Raw genomic sequence first — 15,187 nt, forward strand, 5'->3', positions numbered from 1 at the left:
CCGTCGACGGGGACTACCAGACCTACAAGGCCGAGTCCGGCGCGTTTGTCCGCGAGCACTTCTTCGGGCAGACCCCGCAGACCAAGGAAATGGTCCAGGACCTCACCGATGACCAGATCTGGAACCTCAAGCGCGGCGGCCACGACTACAACAAGGTCTACGCCGCGTACAAGGCCGCGACCGAGTTCACGGGCAAACCCACCGTCATCCTGGCCCACACGGTCAAGGGCTACGGCCTGGGCACCCACTTCGAGGGCCGCAACGCCACGCACCAGATGAAGAAGCTCACCCTCGCGGACCTGAAGGCCTTCCGCGACCACCTGCGCATCCCCATCACCGACGACCAGCTCGAAGCGGACCTCTACCGGCCCCCGTACTACCACCCCGGCATGGACTCCCCCGAGATCCAGTACCTCATGGAACGCCGCCGCGCCCTCGGCGGATTCGTCCCCGAACGCCGGCCGGACCACCCGCCCATAGAGCTGCCCGACCCGAAAACCTATGAAGTTGCCAAGCGCGGTTCCGGGAAACAGCGCGCGGCCACCACCATGACGTTCGTCCGCCTGCTCAAGGACCTGCTCCGGGACAAGAGGTTCGGGCACCGCATTGTCCCGATCGTTCCGGATGAATCCCGCACCTTCGGCATGGACGCGTTCTTCCCCTCCGCGAAGATCTACAACCCGGACGGCCAGGGCTATCTCTCCGTGGACCGGGACCTGGTCCTGGCCTACAAGGAATCGGCCCAGGGCCAGCTGATCCACCCGGGCATCAACGAGGCCGGGGCGGTGGCGGCCTTCACCGCCGCGGGCACGTCCTACGCCACGCACGGCGAACCGCTGATCCCGATCTACGTCTTCTATTCGATGTTCGGCTTCCAGCGCACCGGAGATTCCTTCTGGGCCGCCGCGGACCAGATGACCCGCGGGTTCATCATCGGCGCCACCGCCGGCCGCACCACCCTGACCGGCGAGGGCCTGCAGCACGCGGACGGGCACTCCCCGATCCTGGCCGCAACCAACCCGGCCGTCGTCACCTACGATCCCGCGTTCGGGTACGAAATGGGCCACATCATCCGGGACGGCCTGGAGCGGATGTACGGCGACGCCGCCGCGGGCAGCAACAATGACCGGAACCTGATGTACTACCTCACCGTCTACAACGAGCCGATCCTCCAGCCGGCCGAACCCGCGAACCTCGACGTCAGCGGTGTCCTGAAAGGCATCCACCGGGTGTCGGCGTCGGACCTGGCAGGACCCAAGAGCCAGATCCTGGCCTCCGGCGTGTCCGTGCCCTGGGCCCTCGAGGCCCAGCGGGTCCTCGCCGAGGACTGGGGCGTCTCCGCCGACGTCTGGTCCGTGACGTCCTGGACCGAGCTGCGCCGCGACGCCATGGCAGCCGAGGAAGAGGCGTTCCTCAACCCCGGCCAGCCGGCCCGCGTCCCGTTCGTCACCGAACAGCTCGCCGGCGCGACCGGGCCGATCGTGGCCGTCACCGACTACATGAAGGCGGTCCCGGACCAGATCCGCCAGTTCCTGCCGAACGAGTTCGCCTCGCTCGGCGCTGACGGCTTCGGCTTCTCCGACACCCGCGCCGCAGCGCGCCGCTTCTTCAAGAACGACACCCACTCGATTGTGGTGAAGACCCTGCAGCTGCTGGCCGCGCGCGGGGAGGTCGACGGCGGCGTGCCCGCCTACGCGATGGACCGCTACAAGCTCCTGGACGTCAACGCCGGGACCACCGGCGGAACCGGAGGCGACGCCTGACGCCGCGGCGTTAGGGTGGGCAGATGAGCGACAGCGGAGCACCGAGCCACGGCCGGGCAGCAGGCACGACGGCGGTGCTGCTGGCCGCCGGTGCCGGGACGCGGCTGGGGCGCGGGCCCAAGGCGCTGCTCCGGTTCCGCGGCCGCACGCTCGTGGAAGTGCTGGCCGACGTGCTGCTCGCGGGCGGCTGCCGGGAAGTCGTGGCGGTGCTCGGCGCGGACGCGGCTTACGTCCGCGCCGGCACCGACCTCAGCCGGCACCGGGTCATCGACAACCCTGACTGGGCCGGCGGGATGGGCAGCTCCTTCCGGCTCGGAGTCGCCGCGGCCGCCCCGAAGGACCACGTGCTCATCGCGCTGGTCGACCAGCCCGGGCTGACGGCGGCGGCCGTCGCCCGCCTGCTGGCGTCCCACCGGCCGGGCCGGGTGACGGCAGCCGCCTACCGTGGCCCGGACGGGAAGCTGCGGCGGGGACATCCGCTGCTGCTGGATGCCGGGATCCGCGCTGAAGCTGTGGAAACGGCAGCGGGCGACGCCGGGGCACGCTTTTTCCTCCAGGCCCACCCGGAGCTGATCGACCTCGTGGACTGCAGCGATCTTTCCGGCGGCGAGGACCTCGACACCCCCGACCAGCTGCACCTCCTCGACTAGGGTCCAGCGCCCCGCGTTGGGTGTCAGCGGGAGGGGAGGAACAGCTCTTCCAGCCCCCGCTTGAACCCGGACCGGCCGCCGTGGGCGGGGTGCCTGATTTTCGGCACGTCCAGGCCGCTCCGCTGCAGGCTGCGGTGCGCCACATTCCCCACCGCTACCACCGCTTCGATGGGAAATGCCTCGGTCAGGGCCTGCCAAAACGGGGTTCCCAGTGCTGCCTCGGAGGCCGTAGGGGTGCGATTGGACAGCGGCCGCCCCTTCACATGGGTATGCCACGGGCAGGCACTCCAAAGCAGGGGAAGGAATGCCAGTTCGGCCAGCACCTCCCACATCACCGTGGCCGTCGGCTCCGCCGCCACGCCCGCAGCTTCCGCAGGCAGAACGTAGCCCTTTCCGGGTCCGAACAGCCCAAACGCGTTGGCGGGACCGTCGAACATGGTGCGGTTGGTGAACGGGACTCCGGTGATCCTCATGCCCCTGAAGCCGGGGGCTTCCCCGACCAGCAGCACCTTCGGGGCGCGGTCCTGCATTTCCCGCAGGTAGATTGCCAGGTTCTGGCGGCGCTGGGCATTTCCCGGCACGGAGTGGTCGAAGAAGTTGTTGCACCCCGGCCCTGTCGGCACGGCCGCGAGCCGGTCAACAAAGCCATCGATGGAGGATGAAGTCATTCCAGGCCCGTTCCCTTGGCACCTCGTCGGGTAACCAGACTATCCGGGCCGCTACCGCGCCGACACGGTCTTCACGGCCGTCCTAGCATGGGGTCATGACGGACACGACCATCTTCACGGTGGGGCACTCCACGCACCCCATCGACGAGTTCATCGGCATCCTGACGGCCCACGGCGTCAGGAAGCTCATCGATGTGCGCACCGTCCCGAAATCGCGGCACAACCCCCAGTTCAACGCGGACGCCCTCGCAGCGAGCGTGCGGGCCAGCAGGATCACCTACCGGCGGATGGAATCCCTCGGCGGCCTGCGGCACGGCCGAAAGGACAGCCCCAACGGTGCCTGGCGAAACGCATCGTTCCGTGGGTACGCGGACTACATGCAGACCGCGGAATTTTCCACGGCCATCGGCCAGCTGGTGGAACGCGGGCGGACCAACAATCTGGCGGTCATGTGCGCGGAAGCCGTCCCGTGGCGCTGCCACCGCTCGCTGATCGGCGACGCGCTCGTGGTCCGCAATGTCGAGGTGCTGGACATCATGACGGAAACGTCCGCCAAACCCCACACCCTGACCTCCTTCGCACGCGTGGAGGGAGAACGGGTCTGGTATCCGGCGGACTGACGCCCGCGAAGCCAACCACAAACGCGGGGTTACCAGCGCGGGTGGATCGATTCGCGGAAGTACTTGTCGTAGATTTCGTGGACGCCAACGTCGAACGTAGCGTCGATCCCGCCGACCCCGGCCGCGTCGGCGTTGGAGCGGGCCTGGTCCACGTTCCGCGCGCCGGGGATCACCGTGCTGACGCCGTCCTGCGCCGCGATCCAGGCGATGGCCGCCTGGGCGGTGCTGACGCCGTCGGGCACCAGCTCCTCGAATTCGGCCACGGCCTTCAGGCCCTGCCCGAAGTCCACGCCGGAGAAGGTCTCCCCGACGTCGAACGCAGAGCCGGTGCGGTTGAAGTTCCGGTGGTCGTTCTCCGCGAAGGACGTGTCCGCGGTATATTTGCCAGAGAGCAGTCCCGAGGCGAGCGGCACGCGGGCGATGATGCCGACGCCGGCCGCCTCCGCCGCGGGCAACACCTCGTCCAGCGGCTTGAGCCGGAAGGCGTTGAGGATGATCTGCACGGTGGCCGTGCCCTCGTGCCGGATGGCCTCGAGGGCCTCGTCGGTCCGCTCCACGCTGACACCGTAGTTCCGTATGGCCCCCTCAGCGACCAAGGTGTCCAGCGCGTCGTAGACTTCGGCGTTGCTGTACACGGCGGAGGGTGGGCAGTGCAGCTGGACCAGGTCCAGTTGCTCCACGCCCAGGTTGCGCCGGGACCGGTCCGTCCATTCGCGGAAGTTGGCGAGGTTGTAGTTCTCGGGCAGCTGCTCCATCCGGCGGCCCATCTTGGTGGCCACCGTGATGTCCAGGCCCGGGTTGTCGGCCAGGAACTTGCCGATGGCCAGCTCGCTGCGGCCGTCGCCGTACACGTCCGCGGTGTCGAAGAACGTGACACCGGCTTCGGCGGAGGCGGCCAGGATGGCCTGGGCCTGCGCGGGGTCCACGTTGCCCCAGTCCGCGCCAAGCTGCCAGGTCCCCAGCCCAACAATGGAGACGTTCCGTCCGGTTTTGCCCAAGATTCGCTTTTCCATCATCCGACTATAGGCCGTTGGGCAGCCCTGTCCGCCTACCCCCGGCCAGAAAACAGGACCGAGGCCACACCCCGGGCGGCCTCCCGCGGGTCGGCGGGGAGTCCCGCAGGCAGGTTGCCGCTGAGCCATAGCGTTGCGAATCCGTGGACCAGGGACCATGCCGCCAGCGCCGCCTCCTCCGATTCTGGGCTAGGTTCCGACGCCGCGAATGGGGCTGCTCCACGGTAGAGGGATTCGCTGGCGCGCGCCTTCGCCGCGATCAGCTCCGAGTCATCGGCCCGGAACAGCTCCGGCCGGAACATCACGGCAAAGTGGGCGGGGTGCCCGACGGCGAAGCCGACGTAGGCCACTCCGACCTCCAGAAAGTCGCCGGTTTGCCGCTGCGCCTCGGCCAGCGCGTCCGCCAGGAGCCCGAAGCCCTGCGTCGCGACGGCGGTCAGCAGGCCGGCCCTATCCCCGAAGTGGTGTGCGGGGGCGGCATGGGAAACACCTGCCCGCCTCGCCAGGTCCCGCAGACTTAGGGCCGACGGGCCGGACTCGGCGATGACGTCGAGTGCGGCGCTGATGATCGTGCGCGGAAGATTCCCATGATGGTAAGAGGCGTGCGTGCTCATGCCTCCAGCCTAACTCCAATCTAGCCATTGACAAGTTCAGGGCTGAGAGTAATCTAGTCAGTGTCAAGATTCTCCGATGCACCTGAAAGGACGCATCATGGCTCCACTCATCACCCTCCTGACCGTCACCCTCCTGCTGCGTGCCGCCGGTGCCGCCGGCATCACGTGGCTTCGTTCCTGGCACACCAGCCTGCGCGGTGGCCTCGCGGCAATGTTCACGCTTACCGGGACGGCGCACTTTAATGGCATGCGCGAGGACCTCGTCGCAATGGTGCCGCCGGCCCTGCCGTACCCTGAGCTGCTGGTCACACTGACGGGCGTGCTGGAACTGCTAGCAGCCGCCGGCCTGCTCTACCGCCGGACGGCGCCGTGGGCGGCAGGCGGATTGACCCTGTTGCTGGCGGCCATGTTCCCGGCGAACGTACACGCCGCACTTGCCGGACTCATGGTCAACGGCGAACCGGCCACGGCGCTCCTGCCGCGGACACTGATGCAGTTGGTATTCGTAGCCGCAACGGTCGTCGTGATACTCCCCTACATTGGGGCTTTGCCCCGCCGTCGGTCAGCGGCCACCGGCACAGCCTTGCCTGCCACGATCCCGGAAAGTCTCCACGAGTAACTGCAAGAAAGCTGCCCGCGTTGGTTTTAGCGGAGGGTGATAGCCCGGCGGGCTTCCTTCAGGCCCAGGTAGATTTTGTCCCGGGCGATGGGCAGCTCCGTGAACCGGACCCCGGTGGCGTTCCGGATGGCGTTGGCGAGCGCCGGCGCCACCGGGTTGAAGGGGCTCTCGCTCATGGATTTCGCGCCCAGCGGGCCAATCTTGTCGGACGTGTCGGCGAAGTACACCTCGCTGCGCGGCACGTCGGCGAAGGACGGGATGTGGTACTGCCGGAGGATGTCGGTGGTGACCCGTCCGGCGTCGTCCACCCTGACCTCCTCGTACAGCGCGGCGCCGAGGGCCTGCGCGATGCCGCCCTCGATCTGCCCGCGGCACTGCCGCGGGTTGACCACGACGCCGGCGTCGGCGGCCTGGACGCTCTGCAGGATCCGCAGCTCCCCCGTCCCGGTGTTCACGGCCACCCGGAACCCGTGGACATTGAACGCCACCGACCGCGGGGTCCCACCCCAGTGCCCCTCGCCGGAGAGCTCGACGCCGGCCGCTGCGGCGGCGTCGTACAGTTCCGCCAGCGGCACCCGGGTTCCCTCGCAGTTGACCGCGCCGTCCTCCAGCACACACCCGGAGGCTTGGACCTGCCGGACGCCGGCGGCGAACGCGCGGATCCGCACCGCCAGTTCCTCGGCCGCGGCGAGCGTGGCCTTCCCGGCCACCACCGTCCCGGCCGAGCCGAAGGCGCCGGAATCGTGGTCGACCAGGTCGGTGTCCGACTGCCGGACCCGGATCCGGCCCGCGGTGGTGGACAGGGCGGTGGCGGCGAGCTGGGCGTGCACGGTGGTGGTGCCGTTGCCGAACTCCGCGGTCCCCACGTCCGCCTGGTAGCTCCCGTCGGGCAGCAGCCGGAGCCGGGAATGCGCGAAATGGCCCCGGGGCGGGACGGTGTCGATCATGGACAGCGCCGAGCCCTCCCCGGTGACCCAGTCCGGGCCGAGGTCCTCGAGTCCGGCGTCCCGGTAGCGTTCCCGGCCGCGGGCCAGGGCGTCCTGCACCAGCCGGGTGCACTGGTCCAGCCCGTAGCTGCCGTAGAGCACGTCCGCTTCCGGGTCGGGGTGGGTGGAGAGCATGTCGTCGCCCTCGCGGACCATGTTGCGGCGGCGGAACTCCATCGGGTCCATGCCGATCCCGGCGGCGAGCTCGTCGACGGCGGACTCGATCGCGAAGGCCGTCTGGCTCAGCCCGTAGCCGCGGAACGCGCCGGAGGGCACGGTGTTGGTGTACACCGCCTGCGCGTCGACCTTCTTGTTGGCGCAGTTGTACACGGCCAGGGATTCGCCGCAGCCGTGGAACATCACGCCCACCGAATGGTTGCCGTAGGCGCCGGCGTTGGTCAGCACATCCAGCTGCAGGGCGGTCAGTTTGCCCTCGGTGCTGGCGGCGGCCTTGAGCCGGATGGTGAACGGGTGCCGGGTGGTGGCTGCCGTGAACTGTTCGGTGCGGGTGAATTCGAGCTGCACCGGGCGCCGCAATTTCAGCGCGGCGAGCGCCACGATGTCTTCGGTGAGGACTTCCTGCTTGCCGCCGAAGCCGCCGCCGACCCGTCCGGCGACCACCCGGATCCGGTCCTCCGGCAGGCCGAAGACCCGGCCCAGGGTACGCCGGACCAGGAACGGCACCTGGCTGGAGGTGCGGATCTGGAGCCGGCCGTCGTCGTCGATCGTTGCGATGGCGGCGTGGGTCTCCAGCGCGGTGTGCTGCACCCGCTGGGTGCGGTAGGTCTGCTCGTGGACGAAGTCCGCCGTGGCGAAGGCAGCCGCGACGTCACCGAGTTCGGAGTGCAGTTCGGTGATGACGTTCCGCTCCGGCCGGCCGATGCGGGCCGTGGCGGCGTCCTTGTCCCCGTGGATCGCCGGGGCGCCGGGGCGCAGCGCGTCCTGCGGGCTGAACACGGCGTCCAGCACCTGGTACTCGATTTTCAGCGCCTGGACGCCGGCTTCCGCCGTGGCCACGGTATCGGCGACGACGGCGGCGATCCGCTGCCCGACGAACCGGACCACGTCGTCCAGGACCCGGGTGTCGTCCGGATCGTCGGTGTACATTTCGTGCTGCGCGGTGGAGAACAGCTGGGCGGGTGCGTCCTCGTGGGTGAAGACCGCCTCCACGCCGGGAATCCGCAGCGCGTCCGTGGCATCGATGTTCAGCACGCGGGCGTGGGCGTGCGGCGAGCGCAGGAGCTTTACGTGCAGCAGCCCCGGAAGCTCCGACGCCGGCACGTCCAGCGTGTAGCGCGCTGTGCCGGTGACGATCGCCCGGCCGGCGGGCGCCGGGACGTCGTCGCCGAGCTGGCCCGGACGCGGCTCGGGCTGGCTCCCACCGGCGGTCCCGGACCCGGACCCGGCGGGATCGCTGGATTCGCCGTGCGCGGCCTGGCCGCAGACGGCGTCCGCGATGGCCCGGTAACCGGTGCAGCGGCACAGGTTCCCCTTGAGGTTCCGCGGCAGGTTGGCCTTCTGCCCGTCGTCGAAGGTGGCCGCCGTCATCACCATGCCGGCGGTGCAGAACCCGCACTGGAAGCCTTGCCGGTCCAAGAACTGCTGCTGCATCGGATGCAGGGCGGCGGACGCGGTCCCGGTCGGGTCGGCCCCGGTCGGGTCGGCCCCGGTCGGGTCGGCCCCGGTCGGGTCGGTCCCGGTCGTGTCGGTCCCCTCGGACGGTCCGCAGGTGCGGGCGAGCCCCTCAATAGTGGTGACGGCGTGGCCCTCGGCCCGGACGGCCGGGTAGATGCAGCTGTGCACGGCTGTGCCGTCCACGTGGACCGTGCAGGCGCCGCAGTCGCCGCCGTCGCAGCCTTTCTTGACGCCGAAGTTTCCCTGTTCCCGCAGGAACGTCCGCAGGCACTGCCCGGGACGGGGTTCGGCCTGCGCCGGGGTCCCGTTGATCTCGATAGCCATGCTCAGGCCCTTTCCTGCTGCGGCGAAACTGTGTGCTGTGGAGAGGGCGCGTCGCCCTGCGGCGGCCAGAAGTCCCCCGAAACGCGGACTGGCGGAACCCCTGCCGGGTCCGTCAGTTCTGCCCGGATTTCCTCGGCGAGCCGGTAGGTCATGTCCTTCCGCCAGGCGGGCAGGCCGTGGATGTCGTCGTGGTAGAGCCCGTCCGGGATGGCGGCGTCGAGCGCTTCGGCCAGGGCCGCCGGCGGCGTCGGGGCGCCGCGATGCGCCGCGAGGCGCAGCTGCACGGGGCGTTTGGTGGCGGCGGTGACCGTGAGGACCAGGCTGCCGTCGGCGTCGAGCCTGCCGATCAGGAGCACCCCCGACCGTCCCAGGTTGCTTAGCGACAGCCGGCGGAACGCCACCCGGGAGGCAAGGGCCGACGCCGGCAGCTGGACTGTGCGGAGCAGTTCGCCGGGTGCCAGGCAGTTGCGTGCGTCCCCCGTCACGAACTCCGCCACCGGGACGGTGCGGCTGGACCCGCCCGGGCCAAGCACCGTGGCCACGCCGTCCAGGGCCGCGCAGAGCGAGATCATGGGTCCGGCCGGCAGGGAGGTGCAGAGGTTTCCGCCCACGGTGGACATGTTCCAGACTTTGAAGGAGGCAACGAAGGAATCGCAGCACGGCCGGATCAGCTCCAGCGCGGGCCAGGTGCCGGCGTGCGCCCGGCCCGTTTCACCGGCGGGCAGCGCGTAGAGTTCCGCGATGGTGCAGGTGGCCGCGAGTTCGATCCCGGCGTCGGACACCGTGATGGCCGGCCAGCCGATGGAGCCGAGGTCCAGGAGCCGCCGGAGCGGTTCCTGGCCGAAGGCGTAGCTGCCGTAGGAAAACAGCACGGTGCCGCCGGCCAGCCAAGCGTCCCCGGCCTGCCAGTCGGCGGGATCCGCGGTCCGGACCACGGCCTCGATGGTGTTCATGTCCATGGCATCTCCTGGTGTTGCGGGCTGTTGACGTTGTGGTGGATCGGTCCGCTCCCGTGTTTCAGGGACAGTCCGCGGGCGGAACGGTTCCGGCCGGCGACCAGCTCCGCGGTGATGGAGACGGCCACCTCGGCCGGGGTGACGGCGCCCAGGTCCAGCCCGATCGGGGAATGCAGCCGCTCGGCCTCCTCCGGCGCCACCCCGGCGGCGAGCAGCGATGCCATCCGCTGGGCGTGGCTCCGCCGCGATCCCAGCGCCCCGACGTAGGCCAGCTCCAGGCCAAGCGCGGCCTGCAGCAGCGGGATGTCGAACTTGGGATCGTGCGTGAGGACGCAGACCACTGTCCGGGCATCGAGCCGGCCGGCCGCGGCTTCGGCCGCCAGGTACCGGTGCGGCCAGTCCATGACCACCTGGTCCGCCACCGCGAACCTTTCCTGCCCCGCGAAAGCCGGCCGGGCGTCGCACAAGGTGACGTGATAGCCGAGCAGCCGGGCGGCCGGCACCAGGGCCGCGCCAAAATCGTTGGCGCCGAACACCAGCATCCGGGCCGGCGGGAGCCTGCTCTCCACCAGCAGGGTGATCGGTTCGGAGCCGGGCCCCGCCGCCAGCCGCACCACCCCGGTGGTCCCGTTTCTCAGCAGGGGCTCGAGCTGCGCGGCGGCCGCCTGCAGCAGGGAGCGGGCCCCGCCGGCGACTCCCAGCAAGGCGGCCACGGCGTCGGACTGCGCCACCCGGTAGCTGGCCGGATCCGGGATAACAACGGCGCCGGCACTCCGCGGGGACGCCGTGCCCCGCGGGCCATGCGCATCGATCCGGCGGATGAGCGCCAGGCCCGCTGCGGGATCGTGGGCGTCCAGGGTGGTCAGGCGCACCGGCCGGAGGCCCCCGAGGGTGTCCGTCAGCAGTTCGATGTGGACGTCCAGCTCGCCCCCGCAGGTGAGCCCGACGGCGAAGGCGTCCTCGGCGCTGTAGCCGAAGAACTCCCGGCGCGTGCCGCCGTCGGCCATCACTTCCAGGGCCGCCGCGACGACGGCGCCCTCAACGCAGCCGCCGGAGAGGCTGCCGAGGACATCGCCGGACTCGGAGACCAGCATGGAGGTTCCCACCGGGCGCGGCACGGACCCGCCGGCGCCCACCACGGTGGCCACGGCGCAGCGCTGGCCGGACGTAGCAGGCCACCATTCGCCCAGTGACGGCATCAGATCCAACATGGCTGCACTCTCTTTTCCTGTGCGGCGATCGTGTGCATATTCTCGTTCCAATCGGTGTCCGGGGATAGCACCGCCGCGGCGGCGTGGCCCGGAAGCGCTGCGCTTCCGGATTTCCGCACCCGGGATCCCCGGTGCGGCGGTCCGAAAGCGCAGCGAAAGTCCGGATGTCAGGCGCCCAGCAGCGCGTTGATGGGGCCGCGGGCGAAATAGACCAGGAATCCGGCCGTCACCACCCACATGAGCGGATGGATCTTCTTGGCCTTCCCGGACGCTGCCCCGATGATGGTGTACGAGACAAAGCCCACGCCGATGCCGTTGGCGATCGAGTAGCTCAGCGGCATTGTGACGATGGTCAGGAACGCCGGTAGGGCCACCGCGAACTTGGTGAACTTGATCTCGCGGATCTGGGCCATCATCATGGCGCCCACCACCACCAGGGCGGCGGCGGCCACTTCCAGCGGGACCACGCTGGTGAGCGGCGTAAGGAACATGGAGCCAAGGAACAGGACGCCGGTGACCACGGAGGCCAGCCCGGTCCGCGCGCCTTCGCCGATGCCCGCGGCGGAATCGATGTAGACGGTGTTCGAGGATCCCGAGGTGGCGCCGCCGGCAACTGCACCGACGCCTTCAACGATGAAGGCCGACTTAAGCCGCGGGAACGTGCCGTCCTTGTGGGCGACACCGGCGCTCTTGGCGAGTCCGGTCATGGTGCCCATGGCATCGAAGAAGTTGGTGAAGACAAGCGTGAAGACCAGCATGGTCGCGGCAAGGCCGCCGATCCGGCCGAATGCACCGAACATGTCGAACTGTCCCACGAGGCCCAGGTCAGGCGCCGACACCAGCTGGCCGGAGAGCACCGGGGTGTTCAAGTGCCAGCCGCCGGGGTTTGTGACGCTGCCGGGACCGATGCGCAGGACCGCCTCGACGATTGCTGCGAGCACGGTGGTGGCGACGATCCCGATCAGCAGTCCGCCCTGGACCTTGCGGGCCACGAGGATACCCATGACAAGGAGTCCGACGATGAAGACGAGGGTGGGAACTGAGGTGATGGAGCCGTTGTCGCCCAGCTGCACCGGGGGCCCGGCGGTCGTCGCCCGGACGAAGCCCGAGTCGACGAAGCCGATGAACGCGATGAAGAGGCCGATCCCGACGGTGATGGCTGCCTTCAGTTCCTTGGGGACGGCCCGGAAGATGGCCGTCCGGGCGCCGGTGACGCCGAAGAGGACGATCAGGATGCCGTTGATGACCACCAGGCCCATGGCCTCGGGCCACGTGACCTCGTTGACCACCGAGACCGCGAGGAAGGAGTTGATGCCCAGCCCCGCGGCCAGTCCAAACGGCAGATTGGCCACCAGCCCGAACAGAATGGTCATCACACCGGCGGTGAGTCCGGTGACCGCGCCGACCTGCGCGGCCGACAGCCAGCCGCCGGCCACATCGGTGGGTGCGTTGCCCGCGCTGAAGCCGCCCAGGATCAGCGGATTCAGGATCACAATGTAGGCCATGGTGAAGAACGTGACCAGGCCGCCGCGGAACTCGCGGGCGAGTGTCGAACCGCGCTCGGTGATGTGGAAGAAGCGGTCCAGGAAAGCGTTCGACGCCGGCGGCCGGGTGTTGTGGCCCTGGCGCTTGGCGTGGGTTGCGGCTTGGGGGGCCGGCGTTGCTGCCGGCTGCGGGCCTTCGTGGGACTGATCGAGGATTGTCATGTCAGCCGCCGGCCCTAGTAGTCAATCCTGGAGCCGAGCGCGTTCCAGGTGTTGAACGGTTCCAGCACTGCAGGGGCCTGGGGATCACCCAGTTCCAGCTTGGACACCGGCATCAGGACATCCCGGTTCTCGTTCTCGAAGTACTCGTAGAAGACGGCGTCGTCGAAGCCGACGGACGCGGCGTCGTGCCGGTCCGCCGCGAAGACCACGCGCTCCACCCGCGCCCAAAGCGCGGAGGCGAGGCACATCGGGCAGGGCTCGCAGCTCGTGTAGAGGGTGGCTCCCCGCAGGTCGAACGTGCCCAGTTCGCTGCAGGCCCGCCGGATGGCCGTGACTTCGGCGTGGGCGGTGGGATCGTTGGTGGCGGTGACGCGGTTGACGCCGTCGAACGCTTGACCACCCGCGGTGACGATGACGGCGCCGAACGGCCCGCCGCTGTTCAGGACGTTGGCCGTGGCCAGCTGGATGGATCTGGCCAGAAAATGTTCGGCCGTGACGGTGCTGCTCATGATGCGACTCCCTTTGCCGGGAAGTCTGTATACCGAGGTGAGACGGAAGGGCCAGATGCGACGGTTACCAGACTTCAGCATGTGCTTTTGAAGGTTAAGTTGCGCCTGGTAGATAGCTTCCCCGGAGTCCGGGTGCCCGCCCTTGGCAAGATCGAGATTAGCACCGGAAAGTGAGCTGCGCCATAGATTTCTGGAAACTTAATTTCAGGATGTGAAATTCATGTTTGCGGGAGGTCACCACCCCGGGGCACATCCCGCGTCATTGACGTGCGGCTTCCCGCGGCCCTAGGCTGGTCCCCAATCGGCGCCTCTCGCCGGCCACCTGGATCAGCAGACAGGGCATCACTGAGCTGGAATTGCACGCATCGGCAACCACCAGACAAGGATCCCTCCCCATGACCCTCCCCCACCCTGCAGGCACGCTCCACCCCGCGCCCGGCACGCGGCTCTGGATTAAGAACCCGCTCGGCGCCTTCACCGCCAACAGCCTCGACGCCTCCGGCGGGGTCGTGGTGAGCGGCGGCGTCATCGTTGAGGTGCTGGCCGCCGGGCAGCTGCCCGCGGCACCGTGCCAGGAAACGTTCGACGCCGGCAGGCACGTGCTGCTGCCGGGGCTCATCAACACGCACCACCACTTCTACCAGACCCTCACGCGGGCCTGGGGGCCGGTGGCCAACGCGCCGCTCTTCCCCTGGCTGCAGAACCTGTACCCGGTGTGGGCGCGCCTCACCCCCCGCAACCTCGAGCTGGCCACTACGGTTGCCCTCGCGGAACTGCTGCTCTCCGGCTGCACCACAGCCGCGGACCATCACTACCTGTTCCCGGACGGCCTGGAGGACGCCATCGACATCGAAGTCCGGGCGGTGCGCGAACTCGGGATGCGCGCCACCCTCACCCGGGGCTCCATGAGCCTCGGCGCGGACGACGGCGGCCTGCCGCCGCAGTCCACGGTGCAGTCACCGGACGTGATCCTGGCGGACAGCGAACGGCTCATCGGCGAATACCACCAGCGCGGCGACGGCGCCACCGTTCAGATTGCGCTGGCGCCGTGCTCACCGTTTTCGGTCACCCGGGAGATCATGGCGGAAAGCGCCGCCCTGGCGGAGCGGCATGATGTCCGGCTGCACACCCATCTCGCCGAGACCCTGGACGAGGAGGACTTCTGCCGGGAGATGTTCGGCCTGCGGACCGTGGACTACCTCGACAGCGTGGGCTGGCTGAGCGACCGGACCTGGCTGGGCCACGGCATCCACTTCACCGACGGCGAGATTGCCGCGCTGGGGGCCGCCGGCACCGCCGTCGCGCACTGCCCCACGTCCAACATGCGGCTGGCCTCCGGCACGGCCAGGGTGCTGGAACTGGAGGACGCGGGCGTCCCGGTGGGCCTGGGCGTGGACGGCTCGGCGTCTAACGATGCGTCGAACATGATCCTGGAGGCGCGGCAGGCACTGTACCTGCAGAGGCTGCGCTACGGCGCGCAGGTTCCGGTGGAACGGGCCCTGGGCTGGGCGACGCGGGGCTCCGCCGCCGTCCTGGGCCGGCCGGACCTGGGCCAGCTGGCCCCCGGAATGCAGGCGGATCTGGCCTTCTTCACACTCGACGAGCTGCGCTTCTCCGGCAGCCATGACCCCGTCGCCGCCCTGCTGTTGTGCGCGGCCGACAAGGCGGACCGCGTCATGGTGGCCGGGCAGTGGCGCGTGGTGGACGGCAATATTCCCGGGCTGGACATCGCCGGGCTCATTGCGGAGCACTCGGCTGCGGCGCGGAAGCTGGTGGCCGGTTAGCCCTGGCTGCGCGCAGCCTGTTGATCCAGCGTGGGACCCGGCCGGGCCGGTGCCCCCGGTCGGCCGGGAAATGGAAGTCCGGATCGGTGCCGCCGCGCGGGAGGTAGAGCTCGGTGTGCGTTGCCAGGG

At 69.5% G+C, this 15,187-nt stretch carries 13 protein-coding genes; 5 read left to right on the top strand and 8 right to left on the bottom strand.

Annotated features, from left to right (window positions below; genetic code table 11):
• Both ACZYZ5_RS20435 and nboR read left to right on the top strand, forming a co-directional pair.
• The coding region (locus tag ACZYZ5_RS20435) for a transketolase-like TK C-terminal-containing protein (RefSeq protein ID WP_463904185.1) at window positions 1-1,763 on the top strand (1,763 nt) is incomplete at its 5' end.
• A gap of 23 nt (window positions 1,764-1,786) precedes the next feature.
• On the top strand, window positions 1,787-2,413 hold the full coding sequence (gene nboR / locus ACZYZ5_RS20440) for a nicotine blue oxidoreductase (RefSeq protein ID WP_463904186.1): 627 nt from the start codon (window positions 1,787-1,789) through the stop codon (window positions 2,411-2,413).
• A gap of 23 nt (window positions 2,414-2,436) precedes the next feature.
• On the opposite strand, the gene ACZYZ5_RS20445 is transcribed toward nboR, so the two are convergent.
• A complete protein-coding gene (locus ACZYZ5_RS20445; RefSeq protein WP_463904187.1) occupies window positions 2,437-3,081 on the bottom strand; it encodes a uracil-DNA glycosylase in 645 nt (214 codons plus the stop codon).
• 95 nt (window positions 3,082-3,176) lie between these two features.
• Here ACZYZ5_RS20445 and ACZYZ5_RS20450 point away from each other — a divergent pair, with 95 nt between their 5' ends.
• The gene (locus ACZYZ5_RS20450; RefSeq protein WP_463904188.1) at window positions 3,177-3,701 is read left to right on the top strand and encodes a DUF488 domain-containing protein; all 525 of its coding nucleotides are present in this window, start codon (window positions 3,177-3,179) and stop codon (window positions 3,699-3,701) included.
• Window positions 3,702-3,730: 29 nt separating this feature from the next.
• Here ACZYZ5_RS20450 and ACZYZ5_RS20455 read toward each other — a convergent pair whose 3' ends face one another.
• The gene (locus ACZYZ5_RS20455; RefSeq protein ID WP_463904189.1) at window positions 3,731-4,714 is read right to left on the bottom strand and encodes an aldo/keto reductase; all 984 of its coding nucleotides are present in this window, start codon (window positions 4,712-4,714) and stop codon (window positions 3,731-3,733) included.
• A 35-nt stretch (window positions 4,715-4,749) separates the two neighbouring features.
• A complete protein-coding gene (locus ACZYZ5_RS20460; RefSeq protein ID WP_463904190.1) occupies window positions 4,750-5,328 on the bottom strand; it encodes a TetR/AcrR family transcriptional regulator in 579 nt (192 codons plus the stop codon).
• Window positions 5,329-5,425: 97 nt separating this feature from the next.
• On the opposite strand from ACZYZ5_RS20460, the gene ACZYZ5_RS20465 reads away from it, so the two are divergent.
• Window positions 5,426-5,947: a DoxX family protein gene (locus ACZYZ5_RS20465; protein ID WP_463904191.1), complete on the top strand. Its 522-nt coding sequence runs from the start codon at window positions 5,426-5,428 to the stop codon at window positions 5,945-5,947.
• Window positions 5,948-5,973: 26 nt separating this feature from the next.
• Here the strand turns inward: ACZYZ5_RS20465 and ACZYZ5_RS20470 are convergent, their stop codons facing one another.
• The 5 genes from ACZYZ5_RS20470 to ACZYZ5_RS20490 all read right to left on the bottom strand — a co-directional run bounded on the left by ACZYZ5_RS20470 (window position 5,974) and on the right by ACZYZ5_RS20490 (window position 13,274).
• A complete protein-coding gene (locus tag ACZYZ5_RS20470) occupies window positions 5,974-8,892 on the bottom strand; it encodes a molybdopterin-dependent oxidoreductase (protein ID WP_463904192.1) in 2,919 nt (972 codons plus the stop codon).
• A 2-nt stretch (window positions 8,893-8,894) separates the two neighbouring features.
• Entirely contained in the window at window positions 8,895-9,851 is a 957-nt protein-coding gene (locus tag ACZYZ5_RS20475) for an FAD binding domain-containing protein (protein ID WP_463904193.1), read from the bottom strand.
• Window positions 9,842-11,059: an XdhC family protein gene (locus tag ACZYZ5_RS20480; protein ID WP_463904195.1), complete on the bottom strand. Its 1,218-nt coding sequence runs from the start codon at window positions 11,057-11,059 to the stop codon at window positions 9,842-9,844. Before ACZYZ5_RS20480 ends, ACZYZ5_RS20475 begins: the two co-directional genes overlap by 10 nt.
• 167 nt (window positions 11,060-11,226) lie before the next feature.
• Window positions 11,227-12,765, bottom strand: a complete 1,539-nt coding sequence (locus ACZYZ5_RS20485; protein ID WP_463904197.1) for an NCS2 family permease — start codon at window positions 12,763-12,765, stop codon at window positions 11,227-11,229.
• A gap of 14 nt (window positions 12,766-12,779) precedes the next feature.
• Window positions 12,780-13,274, bottom strand: coding sequence for a nucleoside deaminase (locus tag ACZYZ5_RS20490; protein ID WP_463904198.1), 495 nt, complete (start codon window positions 13,272-13,274; stop codon window positions 12,780-12,782).
• A 395-nt stretch (window positions 13,275-13,669) separates the two neighbouring features.
• On the opposite strand from ACZYZ5_RS20490, the gene ACZYZ5_RS20495 reads away from it, so the two are divergent.
• The gene (locus ACZYZ5_RS20495) at window positions 13,670-15,058 is read left to right on the top strand and encodes an 8-oxoguanine deaminase (protein ID WP_463904200.1); all 1,389 of its coding nucleotides are present in this window, start codon (window positions 13,670-13,672) and stop codon (window positions 15,056-15,058) included.
• The last annotated feature ends 129 nt before the right edge of the window (window positions 15,059-15,187 follow it).

The organism is Pseudarthrobacter ribosi, assembly GCF_055412865.1.